Below are 14,617 nucleotides of genomic sequence, written 5' to 3'. Positions count from 1 at the left end.
TCGCAAGCCCGTCGCTTACGTTCGGATCGAGCAGCGGCTCCCTTGCCCGGCCCACGTCTGATCCAGCGGCGACGGGCTCGACGCACCGCCACGGCCCCGCCCCACCACAGGCACCAGGCGAGCCCACCACAGGCACCAGGCGAGCCCACCACCGGCACCAGGCGAGCCCACCACAGGCACCAGACGCCCCCCACAGGCACTAGGCGGCGGCCCCACCACAGGTCACCCCAACCCCCACAGCCCCTTCCCCAACGTGGTGAGCCCGCCGGCCAACGCCAGCAACAGAACCAGCCCCCGCGCCCGCTGCTCCGGCACCCGATCGGCAAGCACCCTCCCGATCGACGCCCCCACCACCATCCCCGTCCCCACGACCCCCCACCGCGTCGGCCCCAGGTGCGGAACGCCGTTCGAGGCCACCGAGAAGGCGTTCACCACCACCCCGTAGAACAGCGCGTTCGGCACGAACTCCCGCACCGTCCACCCCGCGTTGAGGGCGTACAGGGAGACCGGCGGACCCCCCACCCCCGCCGCCGAGTTCATGAACCCGCCCGCCGCCCCCGCGGCCACCGCACCCCGCGTGCCACGCAGCGCGGGCAGCCGGACGCCCCGCATGACCACGACCACGGCGACCGTCACCAGCGCGCCCATGAAAACCAACAGCGCGGCCGGCGGCAGCCGCCGCGCGACCCAGCTGCCCACCGGCACGGTGAGCGCCGCCGCCAGGCACAACGGCACCATGGCGCGCGGCCGCACCCGCCGCCACCCACCGGCCAGCCCCACGACACAGATCGCCCCGGCGACGCAGTTCGCGAGGACGACACCCTCGGCCGGCCCGAGCAGCAGCACCAGCGCCGGCACGGCGACGAGCGCGAAGCCCATCCCGGTCAGCCATTGCACACAGGACCCCAACAGCACGATCCCGCCCAGCATCAACTCGCCCGTCACTCACGCCCCTTACCCCACCCGGCACCCCCACACGCCCGTCACCGCCCCCTCGCACAGCGTGAGTTGGCCGTGAGTTGGATCAGTCCTGCACGTCCGCTGGACGGCCCCTAACCGGCGCGAAGAGAGGCTGGAGTCGCTCCCACAGCAAGCGGAGCACCCGCAAGTACCCCCACCGCACTGGAGTTTTCATGAAGCGCCGGATACGCAAGCGCGCCGCCGTCATCACCGTCTCCACCCTCGTCGCGGCGGGCGCCGTGGGCGTCGGGATCGGCACGTCGGCCAGCGCGGCCCCGCAGAAGCCGCCCACCAAGGCGCGGATCGCCGCGCTCTTCGACGGCTGGAACGCCGCGCTGAAGACCGGCGACCCGGAGAAGGTGGCCGACCGCTACGCCTCCGACGCCGTCCTGCTGCCCACCGTCTCCAACAAGATCCGCGACACGCACGCCGAGATCGTCGACTACTTCGAGCACTTCCTCGAGAACAAGCCGGTCGGCAAGAAGATCGAGACGATCGTCAACGTCCTCGACGAGAACTCCGCCATCGACACCGGCCTGTACGAGTTCACGCTCACCGACCCGGACACCGGCGCCAAGCGCACCGTCGAGGCCCGCTACACGTACGAGTACGAGAAGCGCGGCGGCAAGTGGCTGATCGTCAACCACCACTCCTCGGTGATGCCCGAAGGCTGACGGCCACCCACAGCCCGCCGCCGGGCGCGTCGCGCAGGGCCACGGTCCCGCCGTCGTCCGTCACCAGCTGTTTGACGATGGAGAGGCCGAGCCCGGAGCCGGAGCGCCCGGTCAGGCCCTGACCGCGCCAGAAGCGGTCGAAGGCGCGGGCCTTCTCCGCGTCGGACATGCCGGGGCCCTGGTCCAGCACCGAGAGCACCATCTCGTCGGGGCGGACCGCCACCTTCACGGTGATCACCGAACCGTCCGGGGAGACCTCCAGGGCGTTCGACAGGATGTTGTCCAGCACCTGGTCGAGGTGACCGGGACTGGCCAGCACGAGCGACCGGCCGCCGAGATCCCCGTCCTGCGCGATGGCGACCCCGCGCTCCTCGGCGGCCGGCCGCCACACCGTGAGCCGGTTCTCCACCAGCTCCCGCAGCGGCAGCGCCTCCGCCGCCGAGACCTTCGCCTCGGCACGGGCGAGCACGAGCAGCCCGTTCACCAGCCGGCTCATCCGGACGACCTCGGCGGTGGCCTGGTCCACGTCCTCGCGCACGAACTCGTCCTCGACCCCGTCCGCGATGTTGTCGAGGGACAGGCGCAAGGCCGTGAGCGGGGTACGGAGCTGGTGGGAGGCGTCGGCGACGAAGATCCGCTGGGAGTCGATGAGGGTGTCCAGGCGTTCCGCGCCCGAGTTGAGGGTGCGGGCCAGGCGCTGGGTCTCCGGCGGTCCGGTCACCGGCGAGCGCGCGGTCAGATCCCCGTCGCCGAACTTGCTCGCCATCTCGTTGAGCTGGCGCAGCGGCCGGGTCAGCCGGCGCGCCACCAGCGCGCCGAGCCCGGCGGCCACCGCCAGCACACCGACGGCGAGGATCGCCCGGAAGCCCCAGATCCGCCACAGCCGGGCGGTCAGATCGGAGGTCGGGTACGTGACGCGCACCGCGCCCACGATGTGGTTGTCCCTGATCGCCGGAACCGTCACCCGCAGCGCGCCGTCGCCCCAGCGCGCCGTGTCCGTCCCGTCCGTGCCGGAGGCCGGGAGCACGTCCACATGGCCGGGCGTCTGATCGGCGTACGCGGTCGCCAGCCGGTTCAGCGCGGCCCGTGAGGCGGGATCGTCCTGCGCCAGCACGAGTGCCATCGTGGTCGCTTCCCGGCGCACCGAGGCCTCGGTGTCGCCGCGCAGCTGCGAGGTCAGCGTGAAGGCCACCGGCACGGTGAACGCGGTCAGCGCGACGGCCACCAGCAGGACGTAACTGACGATGAGCTGCCGGATCATGAGCCGGGCGCGCCCTGATCCGGGGCGTGGGCCGACTGCGGGCCGGGGACCGAGGCCGGATCCGGGACCGAGGCCGGGTCCGGGACCGAGCCCGGGTCCGGGGTCGTCTTCGAGTCCGGCACCGGATCGCGTACGACCTCCAGACGGAACCCGACCCCCCGTACCGCCTCGATGGTGATCGCCCCCGCGAGCTTGCGCCGCAGTGCGGCGACATGGACGTCGAGCGTCTTCGTCGGGCCGAACCAGTTCGCGTCCCAGACCGCTTCCATGATCTGTTCGCGTGACATCAGCGCGCCGGGCTCCTCGGTGAGGAAGGCGAGCAGGTCGTACTCCTTGGGCGCGAGCGCCACCTCGACGCCGTCCAGGCGGACCCGGGCGGCCTTGCGGTCGACGGTGAGCCGGGGCCCGTACCGGTCGGGGCCCGCCGAGGTCTCCGTACGGGGCCGGACGCGCCGCATCACCGCTCTTATCCGCGCGATGACCTCCCGTACGCCGAAGGGCTTGGAGACGTAGTCGTCGGCGCCTATCTCCAGGCCCACCACCCGGTCGGTCTCGTCGCTGCGCGCGCTGATCACGATGATCGGCACGTCACCGCGGGTCCGCAGCGCCTTGCAGACGTCGAGGCCGTCGGTGTCGGGCAGGCCGAGGTCGAGGAGGACGACGTCGTACGGGCCCTGGTGGGCCAGCGCCGCGTGGCCGGTCGTCACCCACTCGACCTGGAAGCCGTAGCGCAGCAGCCCGCGCCGCAGTGACTCGGCGACCGGCTGATCGTCTTCCACCAGGAGTACGCGCACAGCCGAACCTTAGTGCTTGAGAGTTAAGACACGGCGGTGTCGTGTGACACGGGGCACTTTCCGGAGTGGCGGGGCGTGTGGGCGGGCAGGTGCCGCTCGGAGCGGCCGGAGGAACCCTGCCGAAACCGGTGGATCTGACGACTCCGGTGGACTCCCGGTGGACCTTGACGGTCCGGAGTGATCACGTCGTGAGCGGGACATCTCACGATTCGATACTCCGGAAGGGAAATCCGGCCGCTCGTTAGACTGAGCCGACCGCAGTTGTGCGGTGCAGAGACGGATTGAGCGAGGAGCGCACGTGGGCCTTGTCGTGCAGAAGTACGGAGGCTCCTCCGTAGCCGATGCCGAGGGCATCAAGCGCGTCGCCAAGCGAATCGTGGAAGCGAAGAAGAACGGCCACCAGGTGGTCGTGGTCGTTTCCGCGATGGGCGACACGACGGACGAGCTGATCGATCTCGCCGAGCAGGTATCTCCGATGCCAAGCGGACGAGAGTTCGACATGCTGCTGACCGCCGGAGAGCGGATCTCCATGGCCCTGCTGGCGATGGCGATCAAAAACCTGGGCCACAGCGCCCAGAGCTTCACCGGCAGCCAGGCAGGCGTCATCACCGACTCGGTCCACAACAAAGCGCGGATCATCGACGTCACGCCGGGCCGTATCCGGACGGCGCTCGACGAGGGCAACATCGCCATCGTCGCCGGCTTCCAGGGCGTCTCGCAGGACAAGAAGGACATCACCACGCTCGGGCGCGGCGGGTCCGACACCACGGCCGTCGCGCTCGCCGCGGCGCTGGACGCCGAGGTCTGCGAGATCTACACCGACGTGGACGGCGTGTTCACCGCCGACCCGCGGGTGGTGAAGAAGGCGAAGAAGATCGACTGGATCGCCTTCGAGGACATGCTGGAGCTCGCCGCCTCCGGCTCCAAGGTGCTGCTCCACCGCTGTGTGGAATACGCCCGCCGCTACAACATCCCGATCCACGTGCGCTCGTCCTTCAGCGGGCTTCAGGGCACCTGGGTCAGCAGCGCACCGATCAAGCAAGGGGACCAGAAGGTGGAGCAGGCCATCATTTCCGGTGTCGCTCACGACACCTCCGAGGCCAAGGTCACGGTCGTCGGTGTCCCGGACAAGCCGGGCGAGGCCGCCTCGATCTTCCGCGCCATCGCCGATGCCGAGATCAACATCGACATGGTCGTCCAGAACGTGTCCGCCGCCTCCACCGGTCTGACGGACATCTCCTTCACCCTCCCCAAGACCGAGGGCCGCAAGGCCATCGACGCCCTGGAGAAGGCGAAGAACGTGATCGGCTTCGACTCGCTGCGCTACGACGACCAGATCGGCAAGATCTCGCTCGTCGGCGCGGGCATGAAGACGAACCCGGGTGTCACGGCCGGCTTCTTCGAGGCGCTGTCCGACGCGGGGGTGAACATCGAGCTGATCTCCACCTCCGAGATCCGCATCTCGGTGGTCACGCGTGCCGACGACGTCCCCGAGGCCGTCCGCGCGGTGCACACCGCCTTCGGGCTCGACTCCGACAGCGACGAGGCCGTCGTCTACGGAGGCACCGGACGATGACCGTCCTTTCGTACGGCGGCACTGGCCGCCGCTGATGAGCAGGCTCGCAGGACCGACCCTGGCGGTCGTGGGTGCGACCGGGGCCGTCGGCACGGTCATGCTCCAGATCCTGTCCCAGCACGCGGACATCTGGGGCGAGATCCGTCTGCTCGCCTCCCCGCGCTCGGCCGGCCGCAAGCTGGCCGTGCGCGGCGAGGAGGTCGAGGTGGTGGCGCTCAGTGAGGCCGCCTTCGACGGTGTCGACGTCGCGATGTTCGACGTCCCCGACGAGGTGGCCGCGCAGTGGGCGCCGATCGCCGCGGCCAAGGGCGTGATCGTGGTCGACAACTCGGGCGCGTTCCGGATGGACCCGGACGTGCCGCTGGTCGTCCCCGAGGTGAATCCGCACGCCGCGCGTGTGCGCCCGCGCGGGATCATCGCCAACCCGAACTGCACCACCCTCTCCATGATCGTGGCGCTCGGCGCGCTGCACGCCGAGTTCGGCCTGCGCGAGCTGGTGGTCTCCTCGTACCAGGCGGTGAGCGGTGCGGGGCGCGCGGGCGTCGACACCCTGCGCCAGCAGCTGTCCCTCGTCGCCGGTACGGAACTGGGGACCACCCCCGGTGACGTACGCCGGGTCGTGGGCGACAACACGGGTCCCTTCCCGGAGCCGGTGGCGCTGAACGTCGTCCCGTGGGCCGGGTCGCTGCGCGAGGACGGCTGGTCCTCGGAGGAGATGAAGGTGCGGGACGAGTCCCGCAAGATCCTCGGGCTGCCGGGCCTGCCCGTGGCCGTGACCTGCGTCCGCGTCCCGGTCGTGACCACGCACTCCCTCACCGTGCACGCCCGCTTCGAGGGCAGGGTCACCGTGACCAAGGCCCGCGAGATCCTGGCCACCGCGCCCGGAGTCGTCCTGTTCGACAACCCGGCCGCCGGGGAGTTCCCCACTCCCGCGGACGTCGTCGGCACCGACCCGACCTGGGTGGGCCGCGTCCGCCGGGCCCTCGACGACCCGACCGCCCTCGAACTCTTCGTCTGCGGCGACAACCTCCGCAAGGGCGCCGCCCTCAACACGGCCCAGATCGCGGAACTGGTGGCGGCGGAGCTGTTCTAGACAGCCGCGTCAGGGGAGCGGCGTGCGCGCGGATTCAACGGAATCACTCGGGCACGCCGCCGCCCCGGCACGGGGGCTCCACGCGGTGGCGTACGGCGGATGTCCATGGTCGAAGGCTACGGAGGCAACTGCCCTCGTCGCGAACCGATTTCGGCGGCGTGTGTCCGGGACTCGTCTTGCATGGCCGGTAAGTTTCGCTGTTCAGGGTGCCCGCGGGGCAAAATCTCCCTGGCCATCACCGGATTCGTTTGTAGGATCTGTGTCAGTTGTGTGGCCGGAATAATGGTCCGGACCACTTGTACAGGACCCGCTTGGCGTTCGAAGATTTCCCTCCCCGTTCTCCGCAACCGCGCGGAGGGCGGGGAGCGTCTTTGCGGTCGCCCTAAACGGGTGCCCGGGGGCGGCACGGCATAACGGGGCATAGGGGATGAGCTAGTACGCATGAGGGCATTCAATGCACTGCCAGGCGCGCTACCGGTCGCGTCGGCAGGCGTTCCGGCACATGGTCCGGTGGGCGTTGCGAGGTGCGTGGGGGCGGGTCTTGTGGAGCGCGTGGGGGCGGGCGTTGTGCGGTGCGTGGGGACGGGTGTCGTGGGCTGCGTGGGGACGCGTGTCGTGGGGTGCGTGGGAGCGGGCGCTTCGGCCGGTGTGAACCCTGAAGCGAATGTGATGCCTGTCGCGTACAACCCTGACGGGGGGAAGCGTGTCCAACTGGCGTGGCAGAGGTTCTCGAATTCACCGCGGTACAGACCAGGGGCACGCCCCTGCGTCCACCCCGCCGACTCCGCAGCCCCGGCATGCCGGTGATCGCGCCCATGCCTGCAGCGCGGCCCGCCCGCATACCGAGTCAGCGCGACAGCGCTGAAGACAGCATGGCCGCCGGCACCACGGTCGACCATCTCACCGAGACCTACCGCGCCCACTACCGGTCGCTGCTGGGCCTCGCGGCACTCCTGCTCGACGACACCGCCTCCTGCGAGGACGTCGTCCAGGAGGCCTTCATCCGGGTGCACTCGGCGCGCAAACGCGTCCGGGACCCCGAGAAGACGCTCGCGTATCTGCGGCAGACCGTCGTCAACCTCTCGCGCTCCGCGCTGCGCCGGCGCATCCTCGGCCTCAAGCTCCTCTCGAAGCCGATGCCCGACATGGCGAGCGCGGAGGAGGGCGCGTACGACCAGCTGGAGCGCGACGCCCTGATCAAGGCGATGAAGGGCCTCCAGCGCCGCCAGCGCGAGGTCCTCGTCCTGCGCTACTTCGCGGACATGACCGAGGCCCAGGTCGCCGAGACCCTCGGCATATCGCTCGGGTCGGTCAAGGCGTACGGCTCGCGCGGCATCGCCGCGCTCCGTGTCGCCATGGAGGCCCCGGCATGAGCCAGCGACGCGACAACCACGACCGACACGAGCCCTATGAGTGGCATGAGCCGACACACCGGTCCACGCCCGCCGAAGACGAGCAAGAGCACGAGCACGAGCAGCAAGCTGGGAACGGAACTGTGAACCACGGCCCCGACGCAAACGGCCCCCACCCGCAGGGCCCGGACGCACAGGGCCCGGATGTACTGGGCCCGAATGCACTGGACCCTGATGTACTGGGCTCCGACGGGTTCGGTTCGGACGAGCTGGCGCTGCGCCGGCTGCTGCACCAGGCCGTCCAGGAGATCGAACCCACCGACGGCACGCTGGAGCACCTGCGCCGCGCGGTCCCCGCACGACGGGCCCGCAAGCGTCAGGCCATCGTCGGCGTGGCCGCCGCCGCGCTCTTCATCGGCACCGCCGTCCCCGCCCTCGTGCACGTCTCGAACGCCTCCGGGTCGAACGCCGACCCGTCCATAGCGGGCAACAGCTCACAGGCCCAGGGCGGCACCAGCCAGGGCAAGGGCCCCGACGGCGGCGAGAGCTCCGCGGGCGGCAGCTCCGGTACCACCAAGGACAAGGGCAAGGGCAGCCAGACCGGCACGCCCGACAAGGGCAAGGGGGCGAACACCGGGTCGGCCACGGGCGGCCCCGGTCCCTCGGCCTCGGCCGCGATCTCGCCTGCGTGTACACCGGCGCAGCTCGGCGGGGCCACCAGTGCCGTCGGCACCCCGGACGCCACCGGCGTGGTCTACGGCTCCTTCACCCTCTCGAACGTCTCCGCCACCAGCTGCACCGTCAGCGGCGCGGGCGCGGTCGGCACCCTCGCGCAGGGCGCCGCGGACTCGGCCAAGATCAGCGTGGTGACGCATGTGGCGGGCGACGCGGCCACCGGGCTGCCCGACCCCTCCACGGAGGTCGCCTCGGTGGTGCTGAAGCCGAGCGCCTCGTACGTCGTGAAGTTCGCCTGGGTGCCCTCGGAGACCTGTCCGACCACCGGCGGCGGACAGCCCTCGCCGACCCCGACCACCACCACGGACGGCGCCACCGGCACGGGCGGCACCGCCACGGACACCGGTGGCACCGGCACCTCGACCCAGATGGTGACGGAGGACGGCGGCCTGGCCGACGGCAGCGTCACCGTGTCGTACACGGCGGAGACGGGCGCGGCGACGGCCACGACGACCGTGTCCAACGCGTGCGCCGGGACGATCTACCGGACGGGGATGTTGTCGGCGTCCTGAGGGGCGTCGGCGGCGGGTTCGGCGACCGTGGCTTCTTCTTCGTCATGGTCCGGGACGATTCCCAGCTCCGCGTCCCGCGCGAACTCCGCCTCGCGGCGCAGCAGCCGGAACCACATGAAGACCACGAAGCCCGCGAACACGAACCACTCACCGGTGTAACCGAGGTTCTGGAACGCCTTCAGGTCCAGGCCGGTGCCCTGAGGCGCGGTCGCGGGCACCGCACGCATCCCGCTGTCGGCCTTCGCGAGGGTGATCCAGGCGTCGTACACCTCGTACGGCACCAGGTTCACCAGTGACGCCGAGCTGATCGCGCCGGTCTGTCCTGCGGGCAGACCCCCAGCGGCGGTGACGCCGTTCGCCCCCGGGCTCTCGGACGCCTGGAGCGCACCCGTGACGGTGACCTCACCGGTCGGGGCGGCGGGCGCCTTCGCCGGGTCGGCGCTTCCGGGCAGCCAGCCCCGTACGACGGGCAGCGCCTTGCCGCCGTCGACGCGCAGCAGCGTCAGTACGTAGAACCCGGGCTCACCGTCGAGCTCGCGGCCCGGCACGAGGAGCTGCTTGCCGTACCGGCCGGTCGCGGTGGCCTGTTTTCCGGAGGTCTCCGTGCTCACGGGCAGCAGCCGGGCAAGCGGACGGGCGGCCTCCGTCTTGGCCGCGGCGGCCTGCTCACCGGCCGCGCGGTGGTCCTGCACCCTCGCCTCGAACCGGCTCAACTGCCAGGACCCCATGAAGATGCAGAAGGGGATGGCCAACAGCACGAAGACGTTGATCCCCCACCAGCGGGGCGTCAGCAGGAACCGGTACACGAGTTCAAAGGTACGGTGCCGCGCTCGACGCCGAGGCTTCGGGGCCCCTCGTGCCGGTGCTTTCCCGGAGTTCACCCGGCGCGATCGGCGAAGTTATCCACAGGCTGGGGACCTCGCCAGCGCGGGGTCGGTCGGGCCAGGCACTATGGGGCCATGACTGAGAGCAACGGGTCCATCGAGCAGCGGCAGGCAGCCATGCCGGACTGGGAGAAGCGCTTCCGGGCGCCGCGAGTGTCGCTGCCCGACTGGGCGGAGGACGCCCCGCACCGCGCGCTGTTCGTCTCCAACGCGACGGGGACGTACGAGCTGTACGCGTGGGACCGCGGGACGGGGGAGCAGCGCCAGGTCACGAACCGGGCGAACGGTACGACGGACGGGGTGCTCTCCCCGGACGGCGAGTGGATCTGGTGGTTCGACGACAAGGACGGCGACGAGTTCGGCATCTGGCGCCGCCAACGCTTCGTCGCTCCCAAGACCACGGACACGGTCGATGCCGTCGATGGTGCCGACGGTGTCGACGCCCCTGCTGCTCCGGGCCTGGAGCCTTCCTACCCCGGGGGCCTGGCCATCGGCAGGGACGGCCGCACCGCGGTCGTGGGCCGCTCGACGGACGAGGACGGCTCGACGATCCACGTGGTCCGCTTCGGCGAGGAGCCGGTGGAGATCTACCGTCACCGGGAGTCGGCGGGCGTCGGCGACCTCTCGCACGACGGCTCCCTGATCGCCGTCGAGCACACCGAGCACGGCGACGCGATGCACTCGGCGCTGCGGGTGCTGCGCCCGGACGGCTCGACGGTCGCCGAGCTCGACGACACCAAGGGCGGCACGGTCGAGCTGGGCCTGGAAGTGCTCGGCTTCGCCCCGGTCGACGGGGACACCCGCCTCCTCATCGGCCATCAGCGGCGTGGCCGTTGGGAGCCGCTGGTGTGGGACGTGGCGACGGGGGAGGAGACGGACCTGGCCCTGGACCTCCCGGGCGACGTGGCGGCCGAGTGGTACCCCGACGGTTCGGCCCTTCTCATCGCCCACAGCTTCGAGGCCCGCAGCGACCTGTGGCGCTACGACCTGGCGTCCCGCGAGCTGGTCCAGGTGCCCACCCCGCAGGGCACGGTCTCCGGGGCGACGGCCCGCCCCGACGGAACCGTGGAGTATCTGTGGTCCTCGGCGGCCGAGCCGTCCGTGGTCCGCTCGACGACGGGCGAGGTCGTCCTCGATCCCCCCGGTCTGAAGTCCCCGGGCTCGGTCCCCGTGGAGGACGTGTGGGTGGAGGGCCCCGGCGGCCGCGTCCACGCGCTCATCCAGAAGCCGGCGGGCACGACGGGCCCCCTGCCCACGGTCTTCGACATCCACGGCGGCCCGACCTGGCACGACAGCGACTCGTTCGCGGCGGGCCCGGCAGCCTGGGTGGACCACGGGTACGCGGTGGTCCGGATCAACTACCGAGGCTCCACGGGCTACGGCCGCGAGTGGACGGACGCCCTCAAGCACCGGGTCGGCCTGATCGAACTCGAAGACATCGAGGCGGTCCGGGAATGGGCGGTGACGTCGGGCCTCGCCGACCCCGCCCGCCTGATCCTCACCGGCGGCTCCTGGGGCGGCTACCTCACCCTCCTGGGCCTCGGCACGCAGCCGGACGCGTGGACCCTCGGCATCGCGGCCGTCCCGGTCGCCGACTATGTGACGGCGTACCACGACGAGATGGAAGCCCTGAAGGCGATGGACCGCACCCTCCTCGGCGGCACCCCCGAGGAGGTCCCCGAACGCTTCGAGGCGTCCTCCCCCCTCACCTACGTCGACGCGGTCAAGGCCCCCGTCTACATCTCGGCCGGCGTCAACGACCCCCGCTGCCCCATCCGCCAGATCGACAACTACGTAGGCCGCCTCACCGCCCGCAGCGCCATCCACGAGGTCTACCGCTACGACGCGGGCCACGGCTCCCTGGTCGTCGACGAACGCATCAAGCAGGTAAAACTCGAACTCGACTTCGCAAACAGACACCTGCCCCAGTAAGCCCGCCCCGCCAGGGAAGGGTTTTGGACGCGCCCCGTCAGGGGCGCGGGGAACTGCGCGCCCAGCCCCCACGGGCCCGCAGTCAAAAGGACCCGGGCAACAACAGGGGCGAAGCCCCAGGGGCGCAAGGGTCCGGGGGCGCAGGGGTCCGGGGGCGGAGCCCCCTGGTGGGGTCTGGGGCGGAGCCCCGGAGGGATGGGACGGGTAGGGGCGGTGGGGGCGAAGAAAATCCCCCCCCACCCCACCCCACTCCCCGCACCAGAGCCGGACACCCCCGCCCCCCCCCGGAGACAAAAAACCTACGTGCCCGCCGATTCCCGCCGCCGCCGACCCAACAACTCCGCCAGCCCCCTCCGAGTCGCAGCCAGCACCACCCGGTCCTCCGCCCGAAGCACATACGTGGCGGGAAGATCCCAGACCAGCCCGGAACCACCCCGCTCGCCCCCACCGCCCCCCGCGGCGGACACCGGTCCACCACCCCGCCGTCCCCCCGACGCAGCCGTATCCAGCGCAAGCACCCGCCACGACCCCGCCCGAAACGCCTCCCCCACAGTCCGCCCCTCCAACTGCGGATGCCCACCCACCACCATGGCCGCGAACAGCAACACCCGCCGCTCCACCGGAATCGCCCCGAGGATCTGCCGCCCCATCATGGCCCCGGCAAACGCGGGCGCGGCCAGATGCGACACGCTACGACTGCGGGTCAGCGCCTGCGGATGCGCGGCCCGCAGGGTCCGGTACACGGCGGTGGCGAAGTCGTCGTCGTACAACCGCAGCACGACCCGCAGATCGGGCCGCACGGTACGGGCGTACAACGCGGCTTCCAGGTTCGTCGTGTCCGCGCTGGTCAGCGCGAGCAGCGCATGCGCCCGATGAATCTTCGCGGCCTCCAGCACACCTTCCTGCGTGACGTCACCCAACACCACCGGCACCCGCAACCGCCGCGCCAGCGCCAGCCCTCGCGCCTCCGGATCGGCCTCGACACACACCACCGGAATGTGCAGCTCACGCAGGCGCGTCAACACCCGCGTCCCGATCTTCCCGACCCCGAGCAGCACCACATGCCCGGACAGCCCCCGCGGCGGCTTGCGCAACGCGGACCCGCTGCGGAACGTACCGAGCGCCTCCAGCACGGCGGCCAGCAGCACAGGCAGCAGCAACAACCCGACGAGCCCGGAGAAGAGCTGAAGAATCTGCCGCCCGATGGGTTCCCCGATGGCGGGGTTGTTGATGGCGAAGAGATCGAGCAGCGTCAGATAGGTCGCCTGCAGCGGGGGCTCCCCGGTGACGAGCATCGACGCGACCGCCAGCCCGACCACGCACCCCACCAGCCCGGCGAACGACCAGCGCAGCCGCCGCGACAGCAGCGAGCCGAAGGGCACGACACTGCGCCGCCCCGCGGACGGCGCGGACGCGGCGTACGACACCGTCTCCAGGACGACGGTCCCGCGCCCGGTGGCCGCCGCCACGGCCCGCTCGTCGGGCAGCAGTCGAGGGCCGTGTGACCCGCTGCTCTCCGAACCGTCTGCCCCGGCGGGGTCGTTGGTGGTGGCGGACAGCAGCGCGAGCGTGCACAGCCCAGGATCGGCGACCTCGCCGGGCCCCGGTGGCGGCCGCTCCACCGCCCGCAGCATCAATCCATCGGTCTGGACGACCTTGCTGGTCCCGGCGACGGCGGTCGCGGCGAGCGCGGGCGCGGCGGTGTCGGCATCGGACAGCACGGTGGTGGACGCGTCGAACCCGAGCCCCCCGCTCCCCCCGCCACCGTCCCCCTCGCCATCGGTCACGGCCATGGCCAACGCCGAAGCCTGATCGAGGAGTTCCTCGATGTGCTGCCCGAGGCGCCGGTTGTAGAGCCGTATGACGAGCCGCAGCCGCGGATTGAGGCGGCGCGCGGTGAGCGCGGCCCGGATGTTGGTCTCGTCGTCGTCATGGACGAGTGCGAGGGCGGCGGCCCGTTCCACGCCCGCCTCGGCGAGTACGGCCTCGGTGAGTTCGGTGGCCTCCAACACCCGCTCGGAACCGGCGGGTTCGGCCGTCCGGTTGGGCGGCCCCTGTGGCCCCTCCCCGTTGCCCGCGGCCCGGTTCACCGCCGCGGACATCCGGTCGAACAGCGTCGAGCCCCGAGCCCGCCCGACCACAGGCGGCCGCACGCTGCGCTGGGTGGGCGGCACGACGAGGGTCACCCGTTCGCCGTACACACCCCGCAGTTCGGCGGCCAGCCGGTGCGCCAGGGCGTCGTCCCCGGCCACCACCATGTGCGCGGTCGTGTCGGTCGACGGGCTTTGATACGGAAGGGTCCCCACGAGGAAGAAGAGTGCCGTACCGGGAGGTGTGGTTCCAGAGGGCGGCCGACGGGCCGGCACCGCCTCAGCGGCGCGTACGGGCCCGTGCCTCGCGCGGCGGCCGGACGAACTGCAACTCCAGCGCGACCGGAGGTTCGGCGACCCCCGGCCCTCCGGCGGACGCCCAACTCACCAGCTCCTCGGTGCAGTCGTCCCCCATCGCGAACCCGATCCAGGTCGCCCGCGCACCCCTGCGCCGCGCGTCCCCCGAAGGCTGTACGACCACGACGTTGGCCTGGTCGCAGGGCCCGAGACAGTCCACGGTCCGCACCACGAACCGCCCCCCGGACGCCTCGGCCCCGGCCCGCAACCGCTCCAGCTGCCAGGCGTGATCGTCGTCGGGATACTTCCGCGGATTGCCACAACAACACCCACGGCAGACGACCAGCGTGCAGGGCCGCGACCCGGCGGCACCGATCGCCACCGTACGAGGCCTGTCGGCCGAGGCTCGGTTCAACGGATCGGCTCTCCTTGTCGAACGTACGTCTACAGCCGCAGA

12 protein-coding genes are annotated in these 14,617 nt (G+C 71.4%); 6 read left to right on the top strand and 6 right to left on the bottom strand.

What is annotated here, in order from left to right:
- Positions 1 to 222: 222 nt before the first annotated feature.
- Complete coding sequence (locus ACFVWD_RS17220; protein WP_389596939.1) at positions 223 to 930, bottom strand: TSUP family transporter; 708 nt, start codon at positions 928 to 930, stop codon at positions 223 to 225.
- Between the two features lie 203 nt (positions 931 to 1,133).
- On the opposite strand from ACFVWD_RS17220, the gene ACFVWD_RS17215 reads away from it, so the two are divergent.
- Complete coding sequence (locus ACFVWD_RS17215; RefSeq protein ID WP_389596929.1) at positions 1,134 to 1,634, top strand: SgcJ/EcaC family oxidoreductase; 501 nt, start codon at positions 1,134 to 1,136, stop codon at positions 1,632 to 1,634.
- Here ACFVWD_RS17215 and ACFVWD_RS17210 read toward each other — a convergent pair.
- The gene (locus tag ACFVWD_RS17210; RefSeq protein WP_389596927.1) at positions 1,600 to 2,895 is read right to left on the bottom strand and encodes a sensor histidine kinase; all 1,296 of its coding nucleotides are present in this window, start codon (positions 2,893 to 2,895) and stop codon (positions 1,600 to 1,602) included. The two genes, ACFVWD_RS17215 and ACFVWD_RS17210, sit on opposite strands and share 35 nt — an antisense overlap.
- The gene (locus ACFVWD_RS17205; protein ID WP_389596925.1) at positions 2,892 to 3,689 is read right to left on the bottom strand and encodes a response regulator transcription factor; all 798 of its coding nucleotides are present in this window, start codon (positions 3,687 to 3,689) and stop codon (positions 2,892 to 2,894) included. Before ACFVWD_RS17205 ends, ACFVWD_RS17210 begins: the two co-directional genes overlap by 4 nt.
- A 298-nt stretch (positions 3,690 to 3,987) precedes the next feature.
- On the opposite strand from ACFVWD_RS17205, the gene ACFVWD_RS17200 reads away from it, so the two are divergent.
- The 4 genes from ACFVWD_RS17200 to ACFVWD_RS17185 all read left to right on the top strand — a co-directional run bounded on the left by ACFVWD_RS17200 (position 3,988) and on the right by ACFVWD_RS17185 (position 8,957).
- Entirely contained in the window at positions 3,988 to 5,265 is a 1,278-nt protein-coding gene (locus ACFVWD_RS17200; protein WP_101399547.1) for an aspartate kinase, read from the top strand.
- A gap of 34 nt (positions 5,266 to 5,299) precedes the next feature.
- Positions 5,300 to 6,358 carry an aspartate-semialdehyde dehydrogenase gene (locus ACFVWD_RS17195; protein WP_389596924.1) on the top strand — a complete coding sequence of 353 codons (1,059 nt, stop codon included), beginning with the start codon at positions 5,300 to 5,302 and terminating at the stop codon, positions 6,356 to 6,358.
- A gap of 797 nt (positions 6,359 to 7,155) precedes the next feature.
- The gene (locus tag ACFVWD_RS17190) at positions 7,156 to 7,731 is read left to right on the top strand and encodes a SigE family RNA polymerase sigma factor (RefSeq protein WP_389596937.1); all 576 of its coding nucleotides are present in this window, start codon (positions 7,156 to 7,158) and stop codon (positions 7,729 to 7,731) included.
- Positions 7,728 to 8,957 carry a hypothetical protein gene (locus ACFVWD_RS17185; RefSeq protein ID WP_389596923.1) on the top strand — a complete coding sequence of 410 codons (1,230 nt, stop codon included), beginning with the start codon at positions 7,728 to 7,730 and terminating at the stop codon, positions 8,955 to 8,957. The genes ACFVWD_RS17190 and ACFVWD_RS17185 overlap by 4 nt, the downstream gene beginning before the upstream one ends.
- Here the strand turns inward: ACFVWD_RS17185 and ACFVWD_RS17180 are convergent.
- Positions 8,927 to 9,763 carry an SURF1 family protein gene (locus ACFVWD_RS17180; protein WP_389596921.1) on the bottom strand — a complete coding sequence of 279 codons (837 nt, stop codon included), beginning with the start codon at positions 9,761 to 9,763 and terminating at the stop codon, positions 8,927 to 8,929. The genes ACFVWD_RS17185 and ACFVWD_RS17180 overlap by 31 nt on opposite strands.
- Positions 9,764 to 9,916: 153 nt before the next feature.
- Between ACFVWD_RS17180 and ACFVWD_RS17175 the strand changes: the two genes are divergently transcribed.
- A complete protein-coding gene (locus tag ACFVWD_RS17175; protein ID WP_389596919.1) occupies positions 9,917 to 11,773 on the top strand; it encodes a prolyl oligopeptidase family serine peptidase in 1,857 nt (618 codons plus the stop codon).
- A 299-nt stretch (positions 11,774 to 12,072) separates the two neighbouring features.
- On the opposite strand, the gene ACFVWD_RS17170 is transcribed toward ACFVWD_RS17175, so the two are convergent.
- Complete coding sequence (locus ACFVWD_RS17170; RefSeq protein ID WP_389596935.1) at positions 12,073 to 14,031, bottom strand: NAD-binding protein; 1,959 nt, start codon at positions 14,029 to 14,031, stop codon at positions 12,073 to 12,075.
- Between the two features lie 112 nt (positions 14,032 to 14,143).
- Positions 14,144 to 14,575: a (2Fe-2S) ferredoxin domain-containing protein gene (locus ACFVWD_RS17165; protein ID WP_389596917.1), complete on the bottom strand. Its 432-nt coding sequence runs from the start codon at positions 14,573 to 14,575 to the stop codon at positions 14,144 to 14,146.
- Positions 14,576 to 14,617: the final 42 nt, after the last annotated feature.

Source organism: Streptomyces sp. NPDC058086 (assembly GCF_042885015.1).
Taxonomy (GTDB): Bacteria; Actinomycetota; Actinomycetes; order Streptomycetales; family Streptomycetaceae; genus Streptomyces.
The sequence above is the reverse complement of the archived record's forward strand: the minus strand, read 5'-3'. Positions and strand labels throughout refer to the sequence as shown.